24 protein-coding genes are annotated in these 25,742 nt (G+C 60.6%); 13 read left to right on the top strand and 11 right to left on the bottom strand.

Annotated elements, in window-relative coordinates:
* Positions 1-1,037: 1,037 nt before the first annotated feature.
* From ASC85_RS26195 to ASC85_RS26185, 3 genes are all read right to left on the bottom strand, one after another.
* On the bottom strand, positions 1,038-2,696 hold the full coding sequence (locus ASC85_RS26195; RefSeq protein ID WP_057451963.1) for a cation acetate symporter: 1,659 nt from the start codon (positions 2,694-2,696) through the stop codon (positions 1,038-1,040).
* Complete coding sequence (locus ASC85_RS26190; RefSeq protein WP_057451962.1) at positions 2,693-3,004, bottom strand: DUF485 domain-containing protein; 312 nt, start codon at positions 3,002-3,004, stop codon at positions 2,693-2,695. The genes ASC85_RS26195 and ASC85_RS26190 overlap by 4 nt, the downstream gene beginning before the upstream one ends.
* A gap of 228 nt (positions 3,005-3,232) precedes the next feature.
* On the bottom strand, positions 3,233-4,087 hold the full coding sequence (locus tag ASC85_RS26185) for a glycine betaine ABC transporter substrate-binding protein (protein ID WP_057451961.1): 855 nt from the start codon (positions 4,085-4,087) through the stop codon (positions 3,233-3,235).
* 422 nt (positions 4,088-4,509) lie between these two features.
* On the opposite strand from ASC85_RS26185, the gene ASC85_RS26180 reads away from it, so the two are divergent.
* Both ASC85_RS26180 and ASC85_RS26175 read left to right on the top strand, forming a co-directional pair.
* The gene (locus tag ASC85_RS26180) at positions 4,510-5,808 is read left to right on the top strand and encodes a serine/threonine protein kinase (protein ID WP_057451960.1); all 1,299 of its coding nucleotides are present in this window, start codon (positions 4,510-4,512) and stop codon (positions 5,806-5,808) included.
* Positions 5,801-6,589, top strand: coding sequence for an MlaA family lipoprotein (locus ASC85_RS26175; RefSeq protein WP_057451959.1), 789 nt, complete (start codon positions 5,801-5,803; stop codon positions 6,587-6,589). The genes ASC85_RS26180 and ASC85_RS26175 overlap by 8 nt, the downstream gene beginning before the upstream one ends.
* A gap of 81 nt (positions 6,590-6,670) precedes the next feature.
* Here ASC85_RS26175 and ASC85_RS26170 read toward each other — a convergent pair whose 3' ends face one another.
* Complete coding sequence (locus tag ASC85_RS26170) at positions 6,671-7,048, bottom strand: DUF805 domain-containing protein (protein WP_057451958.1); 378 nt, start codon at positions 7,046-7,048, stop codon at positions 6,671-6,673.
* Between the two features lie 130 nt (positions 7,049-7,178).
* A complete protein-coding gene (locus ASC85_RS26165; RefSeq protein ID WP_057451957.1) occupies positions 7,179-8,093 on the bottom strand; it encodes a DUF808 domain-containing protein in 915 nt (304 codons plus the stop codon).
* Positions 8,094-8,225: 132 nt separating this feature from the next.
* On the opposite strand from ASC85_RS26165, the gene ASC85_RS26160 reads away from it, so the two are divergent.
* Positions 8,226-8,831, top strand: a complete 606-nt coding sequence (locus ASC85_RS26160) for a TetR/AcrR family transcriptional regulator (RefSeq protein ID WP_003204456.1) — start codon at positions 8,226-8,228, stop codon at positions 8,829-8,831.
* Between the two features lie 102 nt (positions 8,832-8,933).
* Here the strand turns inward: ASC85_RS26160 and ASC85_RS26155 are convergent, their stop codons facing one another.
* A complete protein-coding gene (locus ASC85_RS26155) occupies positions 8,934-9,392 on the bottom strand; it encodes an REP-associated tyrosine transposase (RefSeq protein WP_057451956.1) in 459 nt (152 codons plus the stop codon).
* A gap of 212 nt (positions 9,393-9,604) precedes the next feature.
* Positions 9,605-10,045: a GlcG/HbpS family heme-binding protein gene (locus ASC85_RS26150; RefSeq protein WP_057451955.1), complete on the bottom strand. Its 441-nt coding sequence runs from the start codon at positions 10,043-10,045 to the stop codon at positions 9,605-9,607.
* Between the two features lie 268 nt (positions 10,046-10,313).
* Here ASC85_RS26150 and gcl point away from each other — a divergent pair, with 268 nt between their 5' ends.
* The 9 genes from gcl to ASC85_RS26105 all read left to right on the top strand — a co-directional run bounded on the left by gcl (position 10,314) and on the right by ASC85_RS26105 (position 21,384).
* Positions 10,314-12,089 carry a glyoxylate carboligase gene (gene gcl / locus ASC85_RS26145; protein WP_057451954.1) on the top strand — a complete coding sequence of 592 codons (1,776 nt, stop codon included), beginning with the start codon at positions 10,314-10,316 and terminating at the stop codon, positions 12,087-12,089.
* 145 nt (positions 12,090-12,234) lie between these two features.
* Positions 12,235-13,017: a hydroxypyruvate isomerase gene (gene hyi / locus ASC85_RS26140; protein WP_057451953.1), complete on the top strand. Its 783-nt coding sequence runs from the start codon at positions 12,235-12,237 to the stop codon at positions 13,015-13,017.
* A 158-nt stretch (positions 13,018-13,175) separates the two neighbouring features.
* Complete coding sequence (locus ASC85_RS26135) at positions 13,176-14,066, top strand: 2-hydroxy-3-oxopropionate reductase (RefSeq protein ID WP_057451952.1); 891 nt, start codon at positions 13,176-13,178, stop codon at positions 14,064-14,066.
* Positions 14,067-14,223: 157 nt separating this feature from the next.
* The gene (locus tag ASC85_RS26130) at positions 14,224-15,504 is read left to right on the top strand and encodes a glycerate kinase type-2 family protein (RefSeq protein WP_057451951.1); all 1,281 of its coding nucleotides are present in this window, start codon (positions 14,224-14,226) and stop codon (positions 15,502-15,504) included.
* Positions 15,494-16,909: a pyruvate kinase gene (pyk, locus tag ASC85_RS26125; protein ID WP_057451950.1), complete on the top strand. Its 1,416-nt coding sequence runs from the start codon at positions 15,494-15,496 to the stop codon at positions 16,907-16,909. Before ASC85_RS26130 ends, pyk begins: the two co-directional genes overlap by 11 nt.
* 122 nt (positions 16,910-17,031) lie before the next feature.
* Complete coding sequence (locus ASC85_RS26120; protein WP_057451949.1) at positions 17,032-17,934, top strand: urea transporter; 903 nt, start codon at positions 17,032-17,034, stop codon at positions 17,932-17,934.
* Positions 17,935-17,954: 20 nt separating this feature from the next.
* Positions 17,955-18,779 carry an ion transporter gene (locus tag ASC85_RS26115; RefSeq protein WP_057451948.1) on the top strand — a complete coding sequence of 275 codons (825 nt, stop codon included), beginning with the start codon at positions 17,955-17,957 and terminating at the stop codon, positions 18,777-18,779.
* Between the two features lie 95 nt (positions 18,780-18,874).
* Positions 18,875-19,873 (top strand): sulfate ABC transporter substrate-binding protein, encoded by a 999-nt coding sequence (locus ASC85_RS26110; RefSeq protein WP_024618774.1) that lies wholly within the window; start codon positions 18,875-18,877, stop codon positions 19,871-19,873.
* 308 nt (positions 19,874-20,181) lie between these two features.
* Positions 20,182-21,384 carry an MFS transporter gene (locus ASC85_RS26105; RefSeq protein ID WP_057451947.1) on the top strand — a complete coding sequence of 401 codons (1,203 nt, stop codon included), beginning with the start codon at positions 20,182-20,184 and terminating at the stop codon, positions 21,382-21,384.
* A gap of 60 nt (positions 21,385-21,444) precedes the next feature.
* On the opposite strand, the gene ASC85_RS26100 is transcribed toward ASC85_RS26105, so the two are convergent.
* From ASC85_RS26100 to ASC85_RS26085, 4 genes are all read right to left on the bottom strand, one after another.
* Positions 21,445-21,636 (bottom strand): PLDc N-terminal domain-containing protein, encoded by a 192-nt coding sequence (locus ASC85_RS26100; RefSeq protein ID WP_057451946.1) that lies wholly within the window; start codon positions 21,634-21,636, stop codon positions 21,445-21,447.
* 71 nt (positions 21,637-21,707) lie between these two features.
* Entirely contained in the window at positions 21,708-22,238 is a 531-nt protein-coding gene (locus tag ASC85_RS26095; protein ID WP_057451945.1) for a hypothetical protein, read from the bottom strand.
* A gap of 168 nt (positions 22,239-22,406) precedes the next feature.
* Positions 22,407-22,928 carry an ankyrin repeat domain-containing protein gene (locus ASC85_RS26090; RefSeq protein WP_057451944.1) on the bottom strand — a complete coding sequence of 174 codons (522 nt, stop codon included), beginning with the start codon at positions 22,926-22,928 and terminating at the stop codon, positions 22,407-22,409.
* A 94-nt stretch (positions 22,929-23,022) separates the two neighbouring features.
* The gene (locus ASC85_RS26085) at positions 23,023-24,861 is read right to left on the bottom strand and encodes a long-chain-acyl-CoA synthetase (protein WP_057451943.1); all 1,839 of its coding nucleotides are present in this window, start codon (positions 24,859-24,861) and stop codon (positions 23,023-23,025) included.
* A gap of 356 nt (positions 24,862-25,217) precedes the next feature.
* Between ASC85_RS26085 and ASC85_RS26080 the strand changes: the two genes are divergently transcribed.
* Positions 25,218-25,496 carry a DUF3509 domain-containing protein gene (locus ASC85_RS26080; RefSeq protein WP_003204481.1) on the top strand — a complete coding sequence of 93 codons (279 nt, stop codon included), beginning with the start codon at positions 25,218-25,220 and terminating at the stop codon, positions 25,494-25,496.
* Positions 25,497-25,742: the final 246 nt, after the last annotated feature.

Raw genomic sequence — 25,742 nt, 5'->3', positions numbered from 1 at the left:
CGAACAGCCCCTGCTTCTTATATAAGAGCAGGGGCTGTTTTGTTTATGCCCTCTTTGATATCTACGGCGACGGGTCCGAAGCCTTCGCGAGCAGGCTCGCTCCCACATTGGACCCTGTGTATGACGCAAATCTCCTGGGTACATATCCGTTGCTGCGGTAACGGCTGCTTAGGGTTCCGCCCTGACGGCGGCTCACTTTTGAGAAGCGCAAAAGTAAGCAAAACGCTCCTGCCCCACCACTTGGTGCCTCGCTTAGGCTCGGCATGCCCTCTCTCCGGCATTGCTTCGTGGGCCCGCCGCGAAGGGCCATCCATGGCCCAGCGCGGCTATCCCGGCATCCATGCCGGGATACCCACTCCACAATGCCTGCGTTCGGCCAGCGTGGTTAACGGGGCGCCGAGATCAACGTCCACCGCGAGGCGGCCTGATAGCCGACCTGGCTCTGGGTGATCGCGTTTCTCCTGTGGGAGCTTGCTCGCGATAACGCCGGCCCATCCAACATCTCCATCGACTATGAAACCGCTATCGCGAGCAGGCTCGCTCCCACAGTTGGATTGAAGCACAGCCGCCAGAGACAGGTCGGCTGCCAGGCCGCCTCGCTTCTGATCTTGATCTGGGGCGCCCCGTTAACCACGCTGGCCGAACGCAGGCATTGCGCAGTGGGCACCTCGGCATGGATGCCGAGGTAGCCGCGCTGGGCCATGGATGGCCCTTCGCGGCGGGCCCACGGAGCAATGCCGGAGTGAGGGCATGCCGAGCCTAGGCGAGGCACCGAGTGGTGGGGCATGAGCGTTTTGCTTACTTTTGCGCTTCTCAAAAGTGAGCCGCCGTCAGGGCGGAACCCTAAGCAGCCGTTACCGCAGCAACGGATATGTACCCTTACCCCAATCCACAGCCTTAAGTGAACAGCATTACCTGTGGAAGCGGGCTTGCTCACGAAGACGTCATCACTCAAACCACAGCTATCACACACAAAAAAATACCCCAGCCTCTCGACCGGGGTATTTCCTCAAGCACTACGCTTACAACTTACCGTATCAATGGCTAACCGCCCCACTCGCCCCCAGGCCAGTCTGCGAACGTACGAACTGCGGGAAGAACAGCGCCCGCTCGTTGACACCCTCAGCCGATTTGTCGGTGATGGAGAAGAACCAGATGCCGACGAAGGCAATGGCCATCGAGAACAGCGCAGGGTATTCATACGGGAAGATCGCCTTCTCGTGACCCATGATCTGCACCCAGATGGTCGGGCCGAGCACCATCAGGCCCACGGCACTGACCAGGCCCAGCCAGCCGCCAATCATGGCGCCACGGGTGGTCAGCTTCTTCCAGTACATCGAAAGCAGCAGTACCGGGAAGTTACAGCTCGCAGCAATGGAGAACGCCAGGCCCACCATGAACGCGATGTTCTGCTTCTCGAACAGGATGCCCAGGCCGATCGCCAGCACCGCCAGGGCGATGGTGGTGATTTTCGAGACGCGAATCTCGTCCTTCTCGTTGGCCTTGCCTTTCTTGATCACGCTGGCATACAGGTCATGGGACACCGCCGAGGCACCGGCCAGGGTCAGGCCCGCGACGACCGCCAGGATGGTGGCAAAGGCTACCGCCGAGATGAAGCCCAGGAAGATACTGCCGCCCACAGCGTTGGCAAGGTGTACCGCCGCCATGTTGTTGCCGCCGAGCAAGGCACCTGCCGCGTCCTTGAAGGCCGGGTTGGTGCTGACCAGCAGGATCGCGCCGAAGCCGATGATGAAGGTCAGGATGTAGAAGTAACCGATGAAGCCTGTGGCATACAACACGCTCTTGCGCGCTTCCTTAGCGTCGCTCACGGTGAAGAAGCGCATCAGGATATGCGGCAGGCCTGCGGTACCGAACATCAGTGCCAGCCCCAGGGAGAAGGCCGAGATCGGATCCTTCACCAGGCCGCCAGGGCTCATGATCGCCTCAGCTTTAGGGTGAACCTTGACCGCCTCGGCAAACAGCATGTTGAAGTCGAAGTTGACGTGCTTCATGACCATCAGGGCCATGAACGAAGCACCCGAGAGCAACAGCACCGCCTTGATGATCTGTACCCAGGTGGTGGCCAGCATGCCGCCGAACAACACGTAGAGGCACATCAGGATGCCCACCAGAATCACCGCAACGTGGTAGTCCAGGCCGAACAGCAGCTGGATCAGCTTGCCGGCACCGACCATTTGCGCGATCAGGTAGAACGCCACCACCACCAGCGAGCCGCTAGCAGACAGGGTGCGGATCTGGGTTTGCCCCAGGCGGTAGGACGCCACGTCGGCAAAGGTATATTTACCCAGGTTACGCAGGCGTTCGGCGATCAGGAACAGGATGATCGGCCAGCCCACCAGGAAGCCGATGGAGTAGATCAAGCCATCGTAGCCCGAGGTGAACACCAGCGCGGAAATCCCCAGGAAGGACGCCGCCGACATGTAGTCGCCGGCAATGGCCAGGCCATTCTGGAAGCCGGTGATCTTGCCGCCGGCCGCATAGTAGTCGGCCGCCGAGTTGTTTTTCTTGGACGCCCAGTAGGTGATATACAAAGTCGCGCCGACGAAGGCCACGAACATCAGGATAGCCGCGACGTTGAGGGGTTGTTTCTGCACGGCACCGGTCAGGGCTTCAGCCGCCCAGGCGCCCGGAGCGAACGCTGCGATGCTCAATAGAGCGAGTAGACGCCGGATCATTGCTGAGCCTCCTTGAGAATCGCATTGTTCAGGTCGTCGAACTCGCCATTGGCGCGTCGTACGTAGATAGCGGTCAGGACGAAGGCCGAGACAATCAGGCCGACACCGATGGGAATGCCCCAGGTGATAGTGGACTCAGGCGAGATCTTGGCCCCGAGAATGTGTGGCCCGTAGGCGATCAGAAGAATGAAGCCGGAATACAGACCAAGCATGATCGCCGAGAGAATCCAGGCGAACTTTTCCCTTTTTCTCACCAGCTCCTTGAAGCGCGGGCTGTTTTGAATAGAGAGGTAAATGCTGTCGTTCATTGTTTTTATCCTCGCAGCACAGATTTAATTGGAACGACCCTACTCTATGCGGCTCAAGGCCAGGTTCCAGACGACCTTAGTATTAGAACGACATGACGGTGTTGCCCGTTTCCCGCAAAAAAAACCAAGCCCCTCCCACAGGGGTTTGCGTTGCGCTCAGAATTGCAGGCAAAAAAAACCGCATGACACACGGTCATGCGGTTTTTCGGAACAGCTAAAGCAGGCCGATTACTTGCCGGTCCACTCCTTCACGCGATCCGGGTGCTTGGCAACCCAGTCCTTGGCGGCGGCGTCAGGCTTGGCGCCTTCCTGGATCGCCAGCATGACTTCGCCGATCTCGTCTTTCGAAGCCCATTGGAATTTCTTCAGGAACGCGACCACTTCCGGTGCCTTGGCCTCCAGTTCCTTGCTGCCGATGCTGTTCACGGTTTCAGCCGCGCCGTAGACGCCTTTCGGGTCTTCCAGGAAGCGCAGTTTCCACTTGGCGAACATCCAATGCGGCACCCAACCGGTGACGGCGATAGATTCGTTTTTCTTCTCGGCACGGGTCAGCTCGGCAATCATGCCGGCGCCGGAACTGGCCTTGAGTTGATAACCGGTCAGGTCGTAATCCTTGATCGCCTGTTCGGTCTTGAGCATTACGCCTGAACCGGCGTCGATGCCGACGATGCGCTTCTTGAAGGAGTCGTCGGTTTTCAGATCCTCGAGCGACTTGGCCTTGACGTACTCCGGCACGATCAGGCCGATTTTGGCGTCCTTGAAGTTGGGGCCATAGTCGACCACCTGGTCCTTGTTCTTCGTCCAATAGTCGCCGTGAGTCACCGGCAGCCAGGCCGAGAGCATCGCGTCGAGCTTACCGGTGGCCACGCCTTGCCACATGATCCCGGTCGCGACCGCTTGCAGCTTCACGTCATAACCGAGTTTCTGCTTGATCACTTCGGCGGCCACGTGGGTGGTCGCGACGCTGTCGGACCAGCCGTCAACGTAACCGATGCTCAGGGTTTTGGTTTCGGCGCTGGCCAAGGTGGAACTGATGGCCAGTACCAGTGCGGCACCTGCGCCCAAGAGTCGTCGCATCTTCATCGTTACTTCCCCGAAAGTGCTGCGCCCGACGGATGCCGGGCGGCGTCAACGTATAGTTATGATGCTCAGCGCCCCCATCACGCTCGCCCTCAAACCGGTCTGAACGCCAGTGGAGTACTGACTCGTTGATCATCAACCTGCGCCGATCCGGAACCTGCTCTGTCTGCGACGTCGAGGCAACGAGAAACGACATCAGAACGCCAGCTCTCAGTTCCAGGCATTTGTACCAGCGCCACACGTGAGATTTGCGGTCAAATCCGGCAAACGCCAGATAACTAGCCGCCAGCACGCACGACCGTGTATCTTCCCGCTACTATCGCGCCCCGTCCGTGCCTGTTTTGTGCCCATCATGGCACTTGGCTCCGCTTCGGTGGTCATAGCCTGCGAACCTCATTCGGCACCTTCCTCTAAGGGATCCAGTCATGCTCCGTTCCTTGCGCTTCGCTGCCCTTCTCGGCGGCCTTATCCTGAGTGCGTCCGCGCTGGCGGCAGATATTGACGCCGCCAGCTATGGCTACCCCTTGACCAACCCGTTCGAGGCGACCATCGCCACCACGCCACCGGACCTGCGTCCGGAGTTGCCGCTGATCGAAGACATCAACCAGGCGGACCACAGCCTGACCCTGCGCCCGGAACGCGAGTTCATCCTGCCGGACAACTTCTGGCCGGTAAAAAGCCTCACCTACCGCATGGCCACCCAGGACAAGCCCGCGCCGCTGATCTTCCTCATCGCCGGCACTGGTGCGCGCTTTGACAGCAGCATTAATGAATACCTCAAGCGCCTCTACTACAAGGCCGGCTACCACGTGGTGCAGTTGTCCTCGCCCACCAGCTTCGACTTCATGAGCGCCGCGTCGCGCTTCGCCACGCCAGGCATTTCCAAGGAAGACGCCGAAGACATGTACCGGGTGATGCAAGCCGTGCGCGCGCAGAACCCCAAGCTGCCGGTGACCGAGTACTACCTGACCGGCTACAGTCTCGGCGCCCTGGATGCGGCCTTCGTCGCACACCTGGACGAAACCCGGCGCAGCTTCAACTTCAAGAAGGTGCTGCTGCTGAACCCGCCGGTGAACCTCTATACCTCGATCACCAACCTGGACAAACTGGTCCAGACCGAGGTCAAGGGCATCAACAACACCACCACCTTCTATGAGCTGGTGCTGAACAAGCTGACGCGCTACTTCCAGCAAAAAGGCTACATCGACCTCAACGATGCCCTGCTCTACGACTTCCAGCAGTCCAAGCAACACCTGAGCAACGAGCAGATGGCCATGTTGATCGGCACCTCGTTCCGTTTCTCGGCGGCCGACATCGCATTCACCTCGGACCTGATCAATCGGCGCGGGTTGATCATCCCGCCCAAGTTCCCGATTACCGAAAGCACCAGCCTGACGCCGTTCCTCAAGCGTGCGCTGCAATGCGATTTCGACTGTTACCTCACCGAGCAGGTGATCCCTATGTGGCGCGCGCGCACTGACGGCGGCAGCCTGTTGCAACTGGTCGACCAGGTCAGCCTGTACGCGCTGAAGGATTACCTGCACGACAGCTCGAAGATTGCCGTCATGCACAATGCCGACGACGTCATTCTCGGCCCGGGCGACCTGGGCTTCCTGCGCAAGACCTTTGGCGATCGCCTGACGGTTTATCCACTGGGCGGCCACTGCGGCAACCTTAACTACCGCGTCAACAGCGACGCCATGCTGGAGTTCTTCCGTGGCTAAATATCTGCTGCTTATCGCTGCGTTAATGAGTGCGGGCATGGTCCACGCCGACAACAGCAAGGCCAATGCGCCTGTGGTGGTGGATTCGGACGGCTTCAAGGAACCGTTGACCAAGCTCAAGTTCAACCCGGGGTTGGACCAGCGCGAGTTCGAGCGCTCGACCCTAAACGCCCTGAACGTCTATGACCCGCTGGAGTCGTGGAACCGCCGGGTCTATCACTTCAACTACCGCTTCGACCAATGGGTATTCCTGCCCGTGGTCGATGGCTACCGCTACGTCACGCCAAGCTTCGTGCGCACCGGCGTCAGCAACTTCTTCAACAACCTGGGGGACGTGCCGAACCTGATGAACAGCCTGCTGCAATTCAAGGGCAAGCGTTCGATGGAAACCACGGCGCGCCTGCTGCTCAACACCACCGTGGGCATCGCCGGCCTGTGGGACCCAGCCACGGCCATGGGCCTGCCGCGCCAGAGCGAAGACTTCGGCCAGACCTTGGGCTTCTATGGCGTGCCGGGCGGCGCGTACTTCGTGCTGCCGATCTTCGGCCCGTCGAACCTGCGCGATACCTCAGGCTTGCTGGTGGACTACACAGCCGAATCGGCGATCAACTTCCTGAACGTCTCCGAAGTCAGCTCCAACCACCCGGAACTGCTGCTCCTGCGCGGTGTGGACAAGCGCTACCAGACCAGCTTCCGCTATGGGCAACTGAACTCGCCGTTCGAGTATGAGAAGGTGCGCTACGTGTACACCGAGTCGCGCAAGTTGCAGATTGCCGAGTAGACGCCTGATCCAAGAAAAAGGCCATTCGATTCTCACCGGATGGCCTTTTTCTATTGCGAATGTCTACGCGTCGAACCTCATTCAGCTGTCCGCTACCTGCCGTTCCAACGGGTCCAAGCCGTAATTGTTAGGCCCTTTCGTACCGCTTGCCGCCAAGCTGATAAGGACGATGAACGGGCCAACCAATGGCACCGCCCCCCAGAAAACATTCAGCCCGCTTTTGTTCATGTCGTGATAACGTCGCCAGATAACAGCCAACCGAGGGCACGCTGTCAGGAGGCAATAGATGGGGTACAACAATAGATAATAAATTTCTTTATTCAATCCAGTGGCGATACCAAATCCGAAAAAAAGCAGCCCCAAGCCAAACTCGAACAAAAAGAACATCCAGTATTCTTTTCTGCTGGCACGCCCTCTAAAAGTTGCGTACTGCCGCAACACTTGCCAATACCATTTCATCAAACGCTCCCTTCACTGACGGAAAATGTATTTGAGCCACTACCGGCCAAATAGCGCGAGGGAGTTTATAAAAGCCTTCCATCGGCAAACGTAGGAAAAGCCTGAAAGTACTGTCTTAAAAGACAACGCTTCAGCCTCTCAAGGCTTTCCAGACCTTACCCACCACCACTACACCCGCCAACACCACTGCCCCCGCCACGATTCCTGCCACCGCATTGAGCAACATTGGCACGATAAACCCGGCACCGCCGGCACTGGCCGTCACGCCTTCTATCCAGTGATGCACCACCGGCACGCCGTGGGTCAGGATGCCACCACCCACCAGGAACATCGCCGCCGTGCCGATCACCGACAGACCTTTCATCATGTAGGGCGCTGCACTCAGGATGGCGCCGCCAATGCTTTTGGCGGCCTGGCCTGGCTTCTGCGTCAACCAGAGCCCCAGGTCATCGAGCTTGACGATCCCGGCCACCAGGCCATAGACACCAATGGTCATGACGATGGCGATGCCCGACAGGACGATCACCTGCTGGGTCAGCGCGGCGTCGGCAACGGTGCCGAGGGTGATGGCGATGATTTCCGCCGACAGGATGAAGTCGGTGCGCACCGCGCCCTTGATCTTGTCCTTTTCAAAGGCCACCAGATCGACCGCCGGATCCGCCACGGCCTCGACCAGTTGCGCATGTTCGGCCTGGTCTTCGGCCTTGCTGTGAAGGAACTTGTGGGCCAGTTTTTCGAACCCTTCGAAACACAGATAGGCGCCGCCCACCATCAACAACGGCGTCACCAGCCAAGGGACGAAGGCGCTGATCGCCAGCGCCGACGGCACCAGAATCAACTTGTTGATGAACGAGCCCTTGGCCACCGCCCACACCACCGGCAGCTCCCGCTCGGCACGCACACCTGACACCTGCTGGGCATTGAGCGCCAAGTCATCGCCGAGCACGCCAGCGGTCTTCTTGGCGGCCATTTTGGTCATCAGCGCAACATCGTCGAGCACGGTGGCGATATCGTCGATCAGTACCAGCAAACTGCTTCCGGCCATGGAGGGGCTCCTTGAAATAATAATGCCGCGCAGCATACCGCGAGCCGCGGCGCCTTGGGGCATTCTTGAGCGCCGCGCGAGGCCGGTGCTACCATGCGCCACCGCCAGAACAGGCAAGGAACCCCTGGGTTTATGAGCACTATCCGCGAGCGCAACAAAGAATTGATCCTGCGTGCCGCCAGCGAAGAATTTGCCGACAAGGGCTTCGCCGCGACCAAGACCAGCGACATCGCGGCCAAGGCAGGCCTACCCAAACCCAACGTCTACTACTACTTCAAATCCAAGGAAAACCTCTACCGCGAGGTCCTGGAAAGCATCATCGAGCCGATTCTCCAGGCTTCGACACCGTTCAATGCCGACGGCGTGCCCGGCGAGGTACTGAGCCACTACATCCGCTCCAAGATCCGCATCTCCCGCGACCTGCCCTTCGCCTCGAAAGTCTTCGCCAGCGAAATCATGCACGGCGCCCCCCACCTGAGCCCCGACCTGGTGGACCAACTCAACGCCCAGGCCCGGCACAACATCGCCTGCATCCAGACCTGGATCGACCGCGGCCAGATCGCCCCCATCGACCCCAACCACCTGATGTTCAGCATCTGGGCCGCCACCCAGACCTATGCCGATTTCGACTGGCAGATCAGCGCCGTGACCGGCAAGGCCAAGCTCGATGAGGCGGATTACGAAGCGGCGGCGCAGACGATTATTCGGTTGGTGTTGAAGGGGTGTGAGCCAGACTGAAGACTGAGTAGCCCTCATCGCGAGCAAGCTCGCTCCCACAGGGTTTTGCGGCGCCCTTGTGGGAGCGAGCTTGCTCGCGATTGAAGACAACTCGATTTCAAGTCAAAGCCAAATGGCATCCCACAACGGATAGTCGCCAAGTCGCTCTACCAGGCCTAGCCGCAGTGGATTTGCCACAACATAGCGAGCCAGCTTTACCAAATCCTCTTCCCGCCGCAGTGCTCGGTCATGGTAGCCCGGTTGCCAAAGGCTGCCTCTGTGCCCTGTGGACATGTTTACCGCCCGAGCACTCAAGGACTTGGTTTTTTGCATCAACTCATTCAACGAGCCTTGCTGCAATTCAATCAACCAATGGAAATAGTCAGGCATGATCACCCAAGCCAATGACTTCGCCCTTCTCTCAACCTGGGCACACCTAAATTGCTCAACGACCAATCGACCTAAAGCGAAACCCTGGAAAATCGGCTTTCGCTCAGCCGTGTTAGTGGTCAATAAATAGATTCGATTCAACTCACCGTAACGGCCGGTGCACAAACGATGTGAAGCAGGTAGATCAGGCATTCCTTCGCCTCTCCAATGATCAGGTCATCAAAGGCTAGGACTGTAGATTTTTGAATGCCGGACAGACTCTTGGCTGGATGTGTCTGGTAGATCGTCATCGCGAGCAAGCTCGCTCCCACACTGGGCTTGCGGCGCTCAGACATTATGTGTCCAGCATCAGCCCCTGTGGGAGCGAGCTTGCTCGCGATGACGTCAGTCAATTCACCACAAAATCAAACAGTAACTCCCACATCCGCCCGCAACTGCACCGCCTCCACCGCCCTGACCGCCACCTGCTCATCCACATCCGAAACATCACCACTGACACCAATCGCCCCCAGCACCTTCCCATCCTGATCCCTGATCAACACCCCACCCGGGGCCGGTACGACGTTGCCCTGTCCCAGCCCGTTCAATGCCGCGAAAAACGCCGGGCGTTGCTGGGCGTCCTGGGCGAGCAGGCGTGAGCCTTTGCCCAGGGCGATGGCGCCCCAGGCCTTGCCGATGGCGATCTGCGGGCGAAGCAGGCTGGCGCCGTCTTCGCGCTGCAAGGCAACCAGGTGCCCGCCGCTGTCCAGGACCGCGACGGTCAGGGGGGCAGCGCTGATTTCACGACCGGCGGCAAGGGCTTGCCCGGCGAGGTTGACGGCGATTTTCAAGGTTAGAACGCTCATAGGTGCTGTCCTTCTTTTGTTATGGGAGAGCCTTGCGGGCTTCACTTTCAGCAAAACCGTACACAACAAATAGAACACAACAACGCATATTTTTGTATACAATAATTTTCACAAAGCACCTTAATCGATGAAAAGCCGCAGCAAAACCTGGCCTTCCGACGAATGAAACAGATGCTTGAGGAAATGGATTGACCTGCGCGGTTTGCCGTGAATACACTCTGCGCAAAGCCACTTGTATACAATTACAAAACGTAAGAGGCACAAAATAATGAGCAAAATGAGAGCAATCGAAGCCGCCGTCCTGGTTATGCGCCGTGAGGGCGTGGACACCGCCTTCGGTATTCCGGGTGCCGCGATCAACCCGCTGTACTCCGCCCTGCAGAAGGTGGGTGGCATCGATCACGTCCTTGCTCGCCACGTTGAAGGCGCCTCCCACATGGCCGAGGGCTACACCCGCACCAAGGCCGGCAATATCGGCGTGTGCATCGGCACCTCGGGCCCGGCCGGCACCGACATGGTGACCGGGCTCTACAGCGCTTCGGCCGATTCGATCCCGATCCTGTGCATCACCGGGCAAGCCCCCCGCGCCCGTATGCACAAGGAAGACTTCCAGGCAGTGGATATCACCAGCATCGTCAAGCCCGTGACCAAGTGGGCAACCACCGTGCTGGAGCCGGGCCAGGTGCCGTATGCCTTCCAGAAGGCGTTCTTTGAGATGCGCTCCGGCCGTCCGGGCCCGGTGCTGATCGACCTGCCGTTCGACGTGCAGATGGCCGAGATCGAATTCGACATCGACGCCTACCAGCCATTGCCATTAGCCAAACCCGCGGCCAACCGCGTGCAGATCGAGAAAGCCCTGGCGATGCTCAATCAGGCTGAGCGTCCATTGCTGGTGGCCGGTGGCGGCATCATCAACGCCGATGCCAGCGACCTGCTGGTGGAGTTCGCCGAACTGACTGGCATTCCCGTCATCCCTACCTTGATGGGCTGGGGCACCATCCCCGACGATCATCCGCTGATGGTCGGCATGGTCGGCCTGCAAACCTCCCATCGCTATGGCAACGCAACCTTGCTCAAGTCGGACGTGGTGCTGGGCGTCGGCAACCGCTGGGCCAACCGTCACACCGGTTCAGTGGATGTCTATACCGAAGGCCGTACGTTCATTCACGTGGACATCGAGCCGACCCAGATCGGCCGCGTGTTCACTCCCGACCTGGGCATCGTTTCCGATGCCGCCTCGGCCCTGACGGTGTTCATCGAAGTGGCCCGTGAATGGCAAGCCGCCGGCAAGCTGAAAAACCGCGACGCCTGGTTGCAAGACTGCCAGCAGCGCAAGGCCAGCCTGCAACGCAAGACGCACTTCGACAACGTGCCGGTCAAGCCACAGCGGGTGTACGAAGAAATGAACCAGGTGTTCGGCAAGGACACCTGCTACGTCAGCACCATCGGCCTGTCACAGATCGCCGGGGCGCAGTTCCTCCACGTCTACAAACCACGCCACTGGATCAACTGCGGCCAGGCAGGTCCTTTGGGCTGGACCATTCCGGCCGCGCTGGGGGTGGTCAAGGCCGACCCGAGCCGCAAGGTCGTGGCGCTGTCGGGTGACTATGACTTCCAGTTCATGATCGAAGAGCTGGCGGTGGGTGCGCAGTTCAAGCTGCCCTACATCCACGTCGTGGTGAACAACTCCTACCTGGGTTTGATTCGCCAGGCCCAGCGCGGGTTCGACATGGACTACTGCGTGCAGTTGTCCTTCGACAACCTCAACGCACCGGAGCTCAACGGCTATGGCGTGGACCACATTGCCGTGGCCGAAGGCCTGGGGTGCAAGGCGTTGCGAGTGTTCGAGCCGTCCGGTATCCAGCCGGCCCTGCGCCAGGCCCAGGCGATGATCGAGGAGTTCAAGGTGCCGGTGATCGTCGAGATCATCCTGGAACGGGTGACCAACATTTCCATGGGCACCGAGATCAACGCCGTCAATGAGTTTGAAGATCTGGCGCTTGTGGGCAACGATGCACCGACTGCCATTTCGCTACTCGATTGACCGACCGTTGATCGTTCCCACGCTCTGCGTGGGAATGCAGCCCGGGACGCTCTGCGTCCCAAAGCGGAACGCGGAGCGTCCCCAGAGGCATTCCCACGCAGAGCATGGGAACGATCAGAAACAACCTTACTTACAGGAGACCACCATGCCGCGTTTCGCCGCCAACCTGTCCATGCTGTTCACCGAGCAGGATTTCCTCGCCCGTTTCGAAGCCGCCGCCAAGGCCGGGTTCAGTGGCGTCGAATACCTGTTCCCCTACGACTACAGCTCCGCCGAACTCAAGGCCTTGCTCGACGCCAACGGCCTGACCCAGGTGCTGTTCAACCTGCCGGCCGGTGACTGGGCCAAGGGCGAGCGCGGCATTGCCTGCCTGCCGGACCGGGTCGAGGAATTCCGCGCCGGTGTCGACCTGGCAATCGCCTACGCCCAGGTGCTGGGCAACACGCAGGTCAACTGCCTGTCGGGGATTCGCCCGCAGAACTGCAGTGAAACCCTGGTGGAAAAAACCTTCGTCGCCAACCTGAAATACGCCGCCGAGAAGCTGCAGGCCAAAGGCATCAAGCTGGTGATGGAAGCCATCAACACCCGCGACATTCCCGGCTTCTACCTGAACAACACCGCCCAGGCCCTGTCGATCCGCGAGCAGGTGGGCAGCGCCAACCTGTTCCTGCAATACGACATCTACCACATGCAGATCATGGAAGGTGACCTGGCCCGGACCCTGTCAGCGCACCTGGGCGAGATCAACCACGTGCAACTGGCGGACAACCCGGGCCGCAATGAGCCGGGCACGGGCGAGATCAACTATCGCTTCCTGTTCGAACATCTGGACCGCATTGGCTACACGGGTTGGATCGGCTGCGAATACAAGCCGCTGACCACCACCGAAGCGGGATTGGGCTGGCTGAAAACCCATAATGCGATCTGACCCAACTCCTCCCCTTGTGGGAGCGAGCTTGCTCGCGATGACGTCGGTACAGCCAACATCACCGGCACTGACCCACCGCGATCGCGAGCAAGCTCGCTCCCACAGGAAAGCAATCTCTCATTTGCCTGAAGCAGCGATAACAACAAGAGGATTTTCTCATGGCTAAAATCGGATTCATCGGCACCGGCATCATGGGCCACCCCATGGCACTGAACCTGCAAAAGGCCGGTCACAGCCTGTTCCTGTCCCAACACCATGACCCGGCCCCGGCCGATTTGCTGGCCGGTGGCGCGGTGGCGTTGGCCAACCCGAAGGAAGTGGCCCAGGAAGCCGAGTTCATCATCGTCATGGTCCCGGACACCCCGCAGGTTGAAGATGTGCTGTTTCGCGCCGATGGCGTGGCGGCGGGCGTGGGCGCGGGCAAGGTGGTGATCGACATGAGCTCGATCTCCCCCACCGCCACCAAGGCCTTCGCGGCGAAGATCAATGAAAAAGGCGCGCAGTACCTTGATGCCCCGGTGTCCGGCGGTGAAGTCGGCGCCAAGGCCGCGACGCTGAGCATCATGGTCGGTGGCGACAGCGCCGCCTTCGAGCGGGCCCTGCCGCTGTTCCAGGCGATGGGCAAGAACATCACCCTGGTGGGCGGCAACGGCGACGGCCAGACCGCCAAAGTGGCGAACCAGATCATCGTCGCCCTGAACATCCAGGCCGTGGCCGAGGCCTTGTTGTTCGCTTCGAAAAACGGTGCAGACCCGGCCAAGGTCCGTGAAGCGCTGATGGGCGGCTTCGCTTCGTCGAAGATCCTCGAAGTGCACGGCGAACGCATGATCAAGGGCACCTTCGACCCGGGCTTCCGCATCAGCCTGCACCAGAAGGACCTGAACCTGGCCCTGCAAGGCGCCAGGGAACTGAACATCAACCTGCCCAACACCGCCAACGCCCAACAAGTGTTCAGCACCTGCGCGGCCATTGGTGGCAGCAACTGGGATCACTCGGCGTTGATCAAGGGGTTGGAGCACATGGCCAATTTCTCGATTCGAGATAACTGACACACCAAAAAAACCCTGTGGGAGCTTGCTCGCGATAGCGGTGGATCTGCCTGCATTGATGTTGAATGTGAAACCGCTATCGTCGGATCGCCGCCCGGAGCAAGCTCGCTCCCACAGGGTCTGCATCAACACTAATAATAAAAACCGGGAGCCCGCCATGTCGGTCGATCCGCAACAACTGCTGCGCGAGCTGTTTGCCACAGCCATCGACGCGGCCCATCCGCAACATGTCCTTGAACGCTACCTGCCCAGCGACCGCAGCGGCCGAGTGATCGTCATCGGCGCCGGCAAGGCCGCGGCGGCCATGGCGCAAGTGGTCGAGCGCTGCTGGCAGGGCGAAGTGTCTGGCCTGGTGGTGACCCGCTACGGCCATGGCGCACCCTGTCAGAAAATCGAAGTAGTGGAAGCCGCCCACCCGGTGCCTGACGCCGCCGGCCTGGCCGTGGCCCAGCGGGTGCTGGAAATGGTCAGCAACCTCAGCGAAAACGACCGGGTAATCTTCCTGCTATCCGGCGGCGGTTCCGCCCTGCTCGCCTTGCCCGCCGAAGGCATCACCCTGGCCGACAAGCAATCGATCAACAAAGCCTTGCTCAAGTCCGGCGCGACCATCGGCGAGATGAATTGCGTGCGCAAGCACCTCTCGGCGATCAAGGGCGGACGCCTGGGCAAGGCCTGCTGGCCGGCGACGGTGTACACCTACGCGATCTCCGATGTGCCCGGGGATCTTGCCACGGTCATTGCCTCCGGCCCCACCGTGGCCGACCCTAGCACGTCGGCCGAAGCCCTGGTGATTCTCCAGCGCTACCAGATCGAGATACCGCCCTCGGTACGCAACTGGTTGCACAGCCCGGCATCGGAAACCGTCAAGCCCGGCGACCCAAGCCTGGCCCGCAGCCACTTCCAATTGATCGCCCGCCCCCAGCAGTCATTGGAGGCTGCGGCAGTAAAAGCGCGCCAGGCCGGTTTCAGCCCATTGATCCTCGGCGACCTGGAAGGCGAATCCCGGGAGGTGGCGAAAGTCCATGCTGGCATCGCCCGGCAAATCGCCCTGCACGGCCAGCCATTGGCGGCGCCGTGCGTGATCCTCTCCGGCGGCGAAACCACTGTCACTGTGCGCGGCGACGGGCATGGCGGGCGCAATGCAGAATTCCTGCTGAGCCTGACTGACAACCTCAAGGGTCATCCCGGCATCTACGCGCTGGCCGGCGACACCGACGGCATCGACGGTTCCGAAGACAACGCCGGCGCCCTCATGACCCCGGACAGTTATCGCCGCGCCGCCGAGCTGGGCCTGTGCGCCAGCGACGAGTTGGGCAACAACAATGGCTACGGCTACTTCGCCGCCCTGGATGCGCTGATCGTCACCGAACCGACCCGCACCAACGTCAACGACTTTCGCGCCATCCTGATCCTCGAGAACCCCAAACATGACGCCTGATAAAAAGGTCAAGATCCTCGCGACCCTCGGCCCCGCCACGCGCGGCATCGATGACATCCGCGCGCTGGTACAGGCCGGCGTGAACATCTTCCGCCTGAACTTCAGCCACGGCGAGCATGCCGATCACGCCCAGCGCTACCAGTGGATTCGCGAGGTCGAGCAGCAGCTCAATTACCCGCTGGGCATCCTGATGGACCTGCAAGGCCCAAAGCTGCGGGTCGGTCGATTCGCCGACGGCAAGGTCCTGCTGCAACGCGGCCAGGCCCTGCGTCTGGACCTGGACCCGACGCCCGGTGATCACCGCCGGGTCAACCTGCCCCACCCGGAAATCATCGCGGCCCTGGAGCCCGGCATGGACCTGCTGCTGGACGACGGCAAGTTGCGCCTGCGCGTGACCGCCAGGCACAGCGACGCCATCGACACCGAGGTGCTCAACGGCGGTGAGCTGTCGGACCGCAAAGGCGTGAACGTGCCCCAGGCCGTGCTCGACTTGAGCCCGTTGACCACCAAGGACCGGCGCGACTTGAGTTTCGGCCTGGAGCTGGGCGTGGACTGGGTGGCGTTGTCGTTTGTGCAGCGGCCCGAAGACATCCGCGAGGCCCGGGCGCTGATCGGCGACAAGGCGTTCCTGATGGCGAAGATCGAGAAGCCATCGGCGGTGGCCCAACTACGGGAAATCGCCGAGTTGAGCGACGCGATCATGGTTGCTCGCGGTGACTTGGGTGTCGAAGTCCCGGCCGAGAGCGTGCCGCAGATCCAGAAGAACATCATCGGCACCTGTCGCGCCCTCGGCAAACCGGTGGTGGTAGCGACCCAGATGCTCGAGTCGATGCGCTTCTCCCCGGCGCCCACCCGCGCCGAAGTCACCGACGTGGCCAACGCCGTGGCCGAGGGGGCCGACGCGGTGATGCTGTCGGCGGAAACCGCTTCAGGCGACTACCCCCTCGAAGCCGTGCAGATGATGAGCAAGATCATCCGCCAAGTGGAAAACGGCCCCGACTACCAGGCGCAACTGGATGTCAGCCGGCCAAAAGCCGAGGCCACGGTGTCGGATGCGATCAGTTGCGCGATCCGTCGCATCAGCAACGTGCTGCCAGTGGCGGTGCTGGTGAACTACAGCGAATCGGGCAGTTCCAGCCTGCGGGCGGCGCGGGAACGGCCGACGGTGCCGATCCTCAACCTCACACCGAACCTGCAGGCCGCTCGCCGCCTGACGGTGGCCTGGGGCGTGCATTCGGTGGTCAACGATCGGTTGAAGCAAGTGGATGAAGTCTGTTCCACCGCCCTGGAAATCGCCCAGGCACAAGGCATGGCCCAGCGCGGCGATACCTTGCTGATCACCGCGGGGGTGCCGTTCGGGCAGCCGGGGTCGACCAATTCGTTGCGCATTGAGACGTTGATCTAGCGTCTGTACTGGCCTTATCGCGAGCAAGCTCGCTCCCACAGGGTTTTGTGAATGCCGCAAGTCCAGTGTGGGAGCGAGCTTGCTCGCGATGAAGTCGACTCGGTCCATCAGATATATCAACCATGCCCAACACCCACTGCCCCGATTGGGCCACCGCCCTGCTCAACGGTTTCAGCCAAATCTTCCTCCAGCGCCATCCGCTGTGCGGCCTGCTGTGCCTGCTGGCGATCCTGCTCACTGCGCCCGCCCTGTTCGGCGGCGCGTTGCTCGGTGGGGTGGCCGGATTGCTCACGGCCCAGCGACGCGGTTACGCCAAGGCCGACCGGCAAGCCGGGCTGTTCAGCTACAACGGCATCCTGCTGGGCTTGCTGCTGAGCCTCGCGTTGCCCTGGTCCGTCCTGTTGCCACCGTTGATCATCGCCGCAGGCGGTCTCAGCGCGATGCTGACCCAGCAATGGCTCAAGCGCACCCGTGGCCCTCGGTGCCTGCCCGCCTACACCGCGCCTTTTGTCGGATTGGCTTGGCTGCTGACGAGCTTCACCCTGCCGCCGCTTCCGGTCACCTCAATGGAAATGACCCTACCCAACCTGCTGGCGGCGCTCCTGAGCGGGCTGGGCCAGGTCATGTTTCTCGGCCATCCGGCGGCGGGTGCGCTGATCGCGGCGGGCCTGCTGCTGGCCGACCGTCGTGCCGCTGCTTGGGCGTTGTTCGGTTCCGCCGCCGGCCTGGCCTTCGCCTTGTCGCAACATGAAAACGCAACCGCCCTTTGCGGGCTGGGCGGCTACAACCCGGTGTTGGCGGCACTGGCCCTCAGCCAACAGCGCCACCAACCCTGGCTGCCCCTGGCGGGCATTCTCCTGGCGGTCGTGCTTACCCCAGGTTTTATCGCCCTCGGCCTGCCTCCCCTGACGGCACCGTTCATCCTCGCCTGCTGGTTGATCCAGGCCACCGGCCGGGCGTGGCGCCAAGTCAGCCTCGACAGCGCGCCTTGCGCTCTGCAGGGCAATCGCCCTAGGCTTCGCTGATTCCGGTTCAGGCGAAGATTATGCAAAGCAGCAGCAATTGGCGCGAACGCCTCTACGTGATCATTTTCCAGACCGACACCGTCGCCGGCCGGCGCTTCGACAGCACCTTGCTGTTGATCATCCTCGCCAGCCTGGTGATCGTGATGCTCGACAGCATCGACAGCGTGCACAAAAACTACGCGGCCCTGCTGGCCGCTATCGAGTGGGGCTTCACCTTCATCTTCATCGTCGAGTACGGCCTGCGCCTGTACTGCTCGCCCAAGCCGCTGCGCTATGCCTTCAGTTTCTACGGGCTGGTGGACCTGCTGGCGATCGTGCCGGGGATCCTGGCGCTGTACTACAGCGATGCCCAATACCTGTTGATCATTCGGATCATCCGCATGCTGCGGATTTTCCGTGTGCTCAAGCTCAGCCCTTACCTCAAGCAGGCCAACTATCTGATGGCGGCGCTGCGGGGGAGCAAGCAGAAAATCATAGTGTTCCTGGTCAGCGTCTCAACCCTGGTAACGGTATTCGGCACGCTGATGTACGTCATCGAAGGCCCTGGGAATGGCTTTACCAGCATCCCCAAAGGCATCTATTGGGCTATCGTGACACTGACCACGGTGGGCTTCGGCGACATCGTGCCCAAGACGCCGCTGGGCCAGGTGGTGTCGTCCCTGGTGATGATCACCGGTTATTCGATCATCGCCGTGCCAACGGGTATTTTCACGGCGGAACTGGCCACGGCCATGCGCGGCGACCAGCTCCAGCACGATTGCCCGGTGTGCAGCAAAAACAACCACGAACACGGTGCCGCTTTCTGCTCCCGTTGTGGCAACGCGCTGTTTAAGAAATTGGAATAAGCAAAGCACTTTTTGATGCTTGAAGGTCTATAGGCTTGCAGCTAGTGTGCTGGCTAATTGCCCGGAACCCCCGTTCGAATAAAAAGGAATTCGCTGTGAAGAACTTCTTTGGCGCCTCACTTCTCGCCGTCGGCCTGACCTTCGGCAGCCTCGCCCACGCCGCCCCGACCCTGCTCAACGTTTCCTACGACGTGATGCGCGATTTCTACAAGGACTACAACGCAGCCTTCCAGAAGCACTGGCAGGCCGAGCACAACGAAAACATCACCGTGCAGATGTCGTTCGGCGGCTCCAGCAAGCAGGCGCGTTCGGTGATCGACGGGCTGCCGGCGGATGTCATCACCATGAACATGGCCACCGACATCAACGCCCTGGCGGACAACGGCAAACTGGTGCCCGAGAACTGGGTCAGCCGCCTGCCGAACAACAGCGCGCCGTTCACCTCGGCCACGGTGTTCATCGTGCGCAAGGGCAACCCGAAAGCCTTGAAAGACTGGCCCGACCTGCTCAAGGACGGTGTGCAGGTGATCGTGCCCAACCCGAAAACCTCCGGCAACGGTCGCTACACCTACCTCTCGGCTTGGGGTTACGTGCTGAAAAATGGCGGTGACGAGAACAAGGCCAAGGCCTTCGTCGGCAAGCTGTTCAAGCAGGCGCCGGTACTGGACACCGGCGGTCGCGCCGCGACGACCACTTTCATGACCAACCAGATCGGCGACGTGCTGGTGACCTTTGAAAACGAAGCGGAAATGATCGCCCGCGAATTCGGTCGCGACCAGTTCGAAGTGATCTACCCGAGCGTTTCCGCCGAAGCCGAGCCACCGGTCAGCGTGGTGGACAAAGTCGTCGAGAAAAAAGGCTCCCGCGAAGCCGCCGAGGCCTACCTCAAGTACCTGTGGTCGCCCGAAGGCCAGGAAATCGCCGCCGCCAACTACCTGCGCCCACGGGATCCGGCGGTACTGGCCAAATACACCGACCGCTTCCCGAAAGTGGACTTCCTGTCGGTGGAAAAAACCTTCGGCGACTGGCGCACGGTGCAGAAGACACACTTCAATGACGGTGGGGTTTTCGACCAGATCTACAGCGGGCAATAAGAGAGGACAAGCTGTACGCGATCCTGTGGCGAGGGAATCTGTGGGAGCAAAGCTTGCTCGCGATGAAAACAGCGCGGGGCCTCTGGAACCGAGGTGCCGGTATCGCGGGCAAGCCTTGCTCCCACACAAGCTTGCCCCGACCACACAAGCTTTGCTCCCTCAGATCCCCTCGCCACAAAATCTTCCCAGCGTCCTTGTGCGTCCCATCATCAACTGCAAGCATGTCTGATATCAACCACAAGCCCTGTTCCAGGGCCCCATAACGCTTTAGCCTCGCGCCATCTTTCCTGTTCACTGACGAGATTGCCATGAGTGCTCATTCACCTACCTCGCCCGGCAGCCCCCTGACCCGCGGCATGGTCCTACTCTTCGCCTTCTGCTGCGGCGCCATCGTCGCCAACATCTACTACGCCCAACCGATCATCGAACTGATCGCACCCGACGTCGGCCTGAGCAGCACCATGGCCAGCCTGATCGTCTCGCTGACCCAGATCGGTTATGCCTTGGGCCTGTTTTTCCTGGTGCCACTGGGGGACTTGCTGGAAAACCGGCGGCTGATGATCATCACCACCGTGGTGGCGATCGCCAGTTTGTTAGGGGCAGCGTTCACCGATCAGCCGAACATATTCCTGCTGGTTTCGCTGTTGGTGGGGTTCAGCTCGGTGTCGGTGCAAGTCCTGATTCCGCTGGCAGCGCACCTGGCGCCGGAGGAAACCCGGGGACGGGTCGTGGGTGGAATCATGGGCGGCCTGCTGCTGGGGATCCTGCTGGCGCGGCCGGTCTCCAGCGTCGTGGCCGATCACTTCGGCTGGCGGGCCATGTTCATCATCGCCGCCGTGTTGATGGCCGCCATCAGCATCGTCCTGGCGCTGACCGTGCCCAAGCGCCAACCCGACCATAGCGCTACCTACGGCCAGCTACTGGGCTCGCTCGGCACCCTACTGCGCCAGCAACCACTGTTGCGGCAACGGGCGTTCTACCAGGCTTGCATGTTTGCCACGTTCAGCCTGTTCTGGACCGCCGTGCCGCTGGAACTGTCACGCAACCATGGCCTGTCCCAGACTGAAATCGCGCTGTTCGCCCTGGTCGGTGCCATTGGTGCCATCGCCGCGCCCATCGCCGGTCGCCTGGCGGATGCCGGCCATACCCGCAACGCCTCGTTGCTGGCGATGCTGTTCGCCAGCCTGAGTTTCCTGCCGGCATTCATCCATCCGCTCTACAGCGTGATCGGCCTGGCGGTGACCGGCGTGGTCCTGGATTTCTGCGTGCAGATGAACATGGTCCTGGGCCAGCGCACCATCTATGCCCTCGATGCCAAGAGTCGCAGCCGGCTGAATGCGCTGTACATGACCAGCATCTTCGTCGGTGGCGCCTTCGGCTCATCGATTGCCAGTGCGGTGTACGAACACGGCGGCTGGTTGTGGGTGGTGATCGTCGGCAGTGCCTTCCCACTGTTGGCCTTGCTGCGCTTCTTGAGCACCTCGCGCAAGCCATCCCTGGCCACGGCCTGAATACCCCACGCCTAAAAAAGCCCGGTCGCCTTCAGCGCCCGGGCTTTTTGGTGGAGCGTGTCAGATCCGCACGTTGCCACGCGGCCCGGCAATCGCCCAGATGATCAGGCCCAGTACCGGCAACAGCAGGATCAGCAGCACCCAGAGGATTTTCATCCCGGTTTCCGCGCCACTCTTGAGTACATTGATGATCGCCCAGATATCGAGCGCCAGGATGATCAGGCCGATCAGGCCGTTGAAAGTGGAACCCATGGTGTCGCTCCCAAATGGTGATGTGCACCCTTAGGATAGCGGGCCCCAGGCAAGGGTTCCGTTTTATTGCTTCAGACGTGGACGGCGACCTTGAGAGCTTCCAGGGCCGGCGCGACGGCAATGCCGACTTCGGCACACAGCTCCAGCACCCGTGGCACATCGTTGCCGTACACCAGCACCATTTGCAATTCATCGTCGAGCAACTGGCTGAAGTTCATCAACACGTAGCCGCCGTTTTCCTTGTTCAGGCTGCTCATCTGGATCTGGATGCGGTTGAGCGCGGTCAGGGCTTCGGTTTTCGCCAATTGCTTGGGCTTGAGGTTGAACGCCACACCGGGGCCGAACGAGGCGACGATCTGTTCGAACAGGTCCACGTAGGTGTCGGCCTGGAACAGCACGGTGTCCGGCAGGCTGCCCACCACGACCCACTCACCCAACGGGATCGGGAACGTGTCGTCGTAGTTGATATCGGGGTTGGCCGCCAGGAAAACCGTCGTATCGGCGTAGGCCTGGGCCGCTTCGTCAGCGATTTTCGCAATGTCCGCGTCGCCGAGGCAGCCGGAGCTGATTTTACCGATGAGTTCGATGAGGGCGGCTTTCATGGGGTGAATCCTGTGGCGAAGGGTGTTTTGAGGGCGGGCAGGATAGCGCATCACATCGGTCCGTAGGAGCTGCCGAGCGAAGCGAGGCTGCGATCTTTTCCCTGGCAGTTGAATCTCAAGCGAAAGACCAAGATCAAAAGATCGCAGCCTCGCTTCGCTCGGCAGCTCCTACAGGGCCAGCAACTTTTCCAACTGCGCCGTGGTGTCCACCGCGCCCATGGTCTTGGCGGCATCAAGGGCCGAGACGCCGTTGGCATCCTTGGCTTTCGGATCGGCGCCTTTGCCGATCAGGTAGTCGACGATTTCCACGCGATTGAACATCGCCGCCATCATCAGCGCGGTACGACCATCGAAGGAGGCCCCTTCCACTTGCGCGCCGCCCTCCACCAACGCCGAAACCACTGCCAGGTCGCCCTTGAACGCCGCGCCGGCAATCGGGCTCTGGCCGTTATCGTTGCGGATTTCCGGATCGGCCTTGTGCTCCAGCAGCACTTTCACCGTTTCCACATGCCCGTGGTAAGCGGCCAGCATCAACAAGGTGTCGCCCTTGTGGTTACGCAGGTTGGGCGGCAGGCCCTTGCTCAGCAACGCGGCCATCATGGCCGCATCACCCTGGCGTGCAACGTTGAACACCTGCTCGGCAAACTCCGCAGCCTCTTCCGGGGTCATCTGGCGGCTTGTATCGGACATGGGAAACTCCACTCGGGTCTTCGCAAAGCGGCTAGTTTCCCGAGGGACCCGGGCGCTGTCATCCCTTTTTTCACTGTGCCCGTCATAGCCAGAATCAATAACGCAATTGTCCGTCCTGAATCCGAACTGCCAACTGCCGATCCACCCGCACGTAAGTATCGGTGCCCGGCAGCCAGGCATAGACCGGCTCATCCCCGGTGACACATGGGTCGAATGCTTCGGCCTTGAGGCGGGTCTTCTGATACTTGAAGGTGCCGGTGGTGTCCATTTTCACCTTGATGCGCAGGAACAGCGGCACGGCATAGGCAGGCAGCTTGCATTGCAAAAACTGCAACAACTCGCTGAAGTCCAGGGTCGCCAGGGATTCGGACGGGGTGATTGCCGCCATGCCGGCACGGCCATTGGTGCCATTGATCTCCACGCCATAGGCCACCGCCTCGGCCACCTGCGGATGTTGCAGCAGTACATTTTCGACTTCCGTGGTGGAGACGTTTTCGCCTTTCCAGCGATAGGTGTCGCCGAGGCGATCAACGAACTGCCCATGCCCGAAACCAATGTTGCGCAACAGGTCTCCGGTATTGAAGTAACGGTCACCCGGCGCAAAGACATCCCGGCAGATGGTTTTTTCGGTCAAGGCCTGATCGGTGTAGCCATCCAGTGGTGCCTTCTCGTCGATCCGCGCCAGCAGCAGGCCCGGTTGGCCCCTGGGCACTTTTTGCATGCGACCTTGCAGGTTGCGCAACGGCAGGCCGCTGGCATGGTCGTACTGCACCAGCTCCCAGCCCATCAGGGAAAAGCCGATGGTGTTGTCGAAATTCAGGATGTTGGTGAAACCGATATTGCCGTCGCTGGCGGCATACAGCTCACAGATGTGGTCGATGCCAAACCGGCTCTTGAAGGTCGACCAGGCCCCGGGGCGCAGTCCGTTGCCGATCATTTTCTTCACACCGTGGTGACGGTCATCGGCAGCGACGGGCTGGTCGATCAGGTAGCGGCACAACTCACCGACATACCCCAGCGTGGTCGCCCGGTAACGGCGCACGTCGGTCCAGAACTGGCTGGCGCTGAACTTGCGCCGAATCGCGAACCCCGAGGCCCCACAGATCGCCGCGCCCCAGCACACGCACAGGCCGGTGGCGTGGTACAGCGGCAAGGTGCAATACACGACATCGTCGGGCTGCATGTCCAAGGCGATCAGGCCGAAGCTGGTGGACGTGCGCATCCAGCGACCATGGCGAAACACCCCGGCCTTGGGCAGCCCTGTGGTGCCCGAGGTGTAGAGATAAAAACACGGGTCGTTGCAGAAAACCTGCCGGCTGCACGCCGGGTTATCGCTTGGGTAATCCTCGCTGCCAGCCATCAGGTCGATGAAACCGGACGGGGCATCGGACGGGATATCGGCACTGTCCTGATCCGCCAGCCACCAGGTCCTGCTGCTCGACAGCGTGGTTCGCCCTCGTATGTCGTTGAAGACCGCTACCCGTTCATCCCCGACCACCACCGCGACCGGGTTGACCAGGGCCAGGCTGTGCACCAGCGCATCGCCGGTTTGCGAGGTGTTGAGCATGGCACTGACCGCGCCAACCTTGGCCATCGCCAGCACGCTGATCAATAGTTGTGGCCGATTCTCGATGAATATCGCCACGCAATCGCCCTTGCCGATGCCCTGGGCCAGCAGGTAATGGGCGATGCGATTGGCCTGCGCGTTGACCTGTGCATAACTCAACACCGTTTCGCCGCACAGCAGTGCCGGGCCCTGGGGATTGCGTTGCGTGGCCTGTTCGAAACACCAGCCCAGGCCGCAAGGCTGGGTTGGGTCCTGGACGTTGGCCTGCTTCATGCCTTTGACGATTCGGGGGACGGCTTTGGCAATGACTGGCAGCTTGCGCAGCATCATGCCCCAGGTAATCGCGTCGCTGGGTGTACGACTCATGGTGATCTTCCCCGTTCGACCTCGTGGGTCTCGGTTCTTGTTATCGGGCAGCAGGTGATTTTGGCTCGAAAGTACGCCGGCAATTGCGCCGCTGTACACGCGGTTTTTGCAATGTTTTGTATCCACTGCCCGAGACAGGCGAAGCGTGAGCGCCGCAAAACGATTTGGTTCCAAAAATCATTGCCCGACCACGCAAAATGCAGGATGCACGATGGCTATTCATGCAAGATGCACGAAAGCAAAAATGCAGAAAAAATATAACTATCTGTTTTTAAAGGGTTTTATGTAAATTCAAATGCTGGCACAGACAGTGCAACTTCCCCTCCACGGTTTGCCATACCATGGAGCAGTCAACTATGAACATGATTCAAGAAAAGTTTGCGTCCCTGTTTTCCAACTACGAAGTGACCACCCAGCCCCGCCCGGATGGCGGCATCCTGCTGACCTTGCGTAATAGCGACGGCAAGCTGTTCAAACGCACGATTTCCTACGCTCAACTGCATGCGGGGGATCAGTTGTCCTGGGCGATCAGCGCGATTCGTCGTGACCTGGCTGAACAGGCTAGCGAGTTACCACAGATCACCTTGTTGCAGAGCCAGCATCGGTTTGCGCTGCCGACTTACCATAGCGCTTGAGTCTGCTGGAAAAACGCGGTGCTGTTTGCTCTTGCTTGAAAAAACGGCGCTTCTTTCAGAAATGGGAAGCGCCGTTTTTCTGGGGTTTCTTTTGGGGGCGTCCGCTTTTGGTTTGGTGTGTATATCCGTTTCTGCGGTAACGGCGTTTTTCAAGGTAGTTGTCGCGTCAACCGTTTTGCTATGCCGCTTTTTTCTCGGTCTGCTGTTCCCGATCCGGGTTTAGCAGCACCGTTCCTATCGGCTCCC

The organism is Pseudomonas sp. Root401 (assembly GCF_001425105.1).
In the GTDB taxonomy this organism is placed as follows: Bacteria; Pseudomonadota; Gammaproteobacteria; order Pseudomonadales; family Pseudomonadaceae; genus Aquipseudomonas; species Aquipseudomonas brassicacearum.
Note: the sequence above shows the minus strand (reverse complement) of the source record. Positions and strands in the feature narration are given on the sequence as shown.

Excerpts from the sequence above, each read along its gene's own strand:
- ASC85_RS26195 (WP_057451963.1), bottom strand. The coding sequence starts at position 2,696 with ATGATCCGGCGTCTACTCGCTCTATTGAGCATCGCAGCGTTCGCTCCG.
- ASC85_RS26190 (WP_057451962.1), bottom strand. The coding sequence starts at position 3,004 with ATGAACGACAGCATTTACCTCTCTATTCAAAACAGCCCGCGCTTCAAG.
- ASC85_RS26185 (WP_057451961.1), bottom strand. The coding sequence starts at position 4,087 with ATGAAGATGCGACGACTCTTGGGCGCAGGTGCCGCACTGGTACTGGCC.
- ASC85_RS26180 (WP_057451960.1), top strand. The coding sequence starts at position 4,510 with ATGCTCCGTTCCTTGCGCTTCGCTGCCCTTCTCGGCGGCCTTATCCTG.
- ASC85_RS26170 (WP_057451958.1), bottom strand. The coding sequence starts at position 7,048 with ATGAAATGGTATTGGCAAGTGTTGCGGCAGTACGCAACTTTTAGAGGG.
- ASC85_RS26165 (WP_057451957.1), bottom strand. The coding sequence starts at position 8,093 with ATGGCCGGAAGCAGTTTGCTGGTACTGATCGACGATATCGCCACCGTG.
- ASC85_RS26160 (WP_003204456.1), top strand. The coding sequence starts at position 8,226 with ATGAGCACTATCCGCGAGCGCAACAAAGAATTGATCCTGCGTGCCGCC.
- ASC85_RS26155 (WP_057451956.1), bottom strand. The coding sequence starts at position 9,392 with ATGCCTGATCTACCTGCTTCACATCGTTTGTGCACCGGCCGTTACGGT.
- ASC85_RS26150 (WP_057451955.1), bottom strand. The coding sequence starts at position 10,045 with ATGAGCGTTCTAACCTTGAAAATCGCCGTCAACCTCGCCGGGCAAGCC.
- gcl (WP_057451954.1), top strand. The coding sequence starts at position 10,314 with ATGAGCAAAATGAGAGCAATCGAAGCCGCCGTCCTGGTTATGCGCCGT.
- hyi (WP_057451953.1), top strand. The coding sequence starts at position 12,235 with ATGCCGCGTTTCGCCGCCAACCTGTCCATGCTGTTCACCGAGCAGGAT.
- ASC85_RS26135 (WP_057451952.1), top strand. The coding sequence starts at position 13,176 with ATGGCTAAAATCGGATTCATCGGCACCGGCATCATGGGCCACCCCATG.
- ASC85_RS26130 (WP_057451951.1), top strand. The coding sequence starts at position 14,224 with ATGTCGGTCGATCCGCAACAACTGCTGCGCGAGCTGTTTGCCACAGCC.
- pyk (WP_057451950.1), top strand. The coding sequence starts at position 15,494 with ATGACGCCTGATAAAAAGGTCAAGATCCTCGCGACCCTCGGCCCCGCC.
- ASC85_RS26120 (WP_057451949.1), top strand. The coding sequence starts at position 17,032 with ATGCCCAACACCCACTGCCCCGATTGGGCCACCGCCCTGCTCAACGGT.
- ASC85_RS26115 (WP_057451948.1), top strand. The coding sequence starts at position 17,955 with ATGCAAAGCAGCAGCAATTGGCGCGAACGCCTCTACGTGATCATTTTC.
- ASC85_RS26105 (WP_057451947.1), top strand. The coding sequence starts at position 20,182 with ATGAGTGCTCATTCACCTACCTCGCCCGGCAGCCCCCTGACCCGCGGC.
- ASC85_RS26100 (WP_057451946.1), bottom strand. The coding sequence starts at position 21,636 with ATGGGTTCCACTTTCAACGGCCTGATCGGCCTGATCATCCTGGCGCTC.
- ASC85_RS26095 (WP_057451945.1), bottom strand. The coding sequence starts at position 22,238 with ATGAAAGCCGCCCTCATCGAACTCATCGGTAAAATCAGCTCCGGCTGC.
- ASC85_RS26090 (WP_057451944.1), bottom strand. The coding sequence starts at position 22,928 with ATGTCCGATACAAGCCGCCAGATGACCCCGGAAGAGGCTGCGGAGTTT.
- ASC85_RS26085 (WP_057451943.1), bottom strand. The coding sequence starts at position 24,861 with ATGAGTCGTACACCCAGCGACGCGATTACCTGGGGCATGATGCTGCGC.
- ASC85_RS26080 (WP_003204481.1), top strand. The coding sequence starts at position 25,218 with ATGAACATGATTCAAGAAAAGTTTGCGTCCCTGTTTTCCAACTACGAA.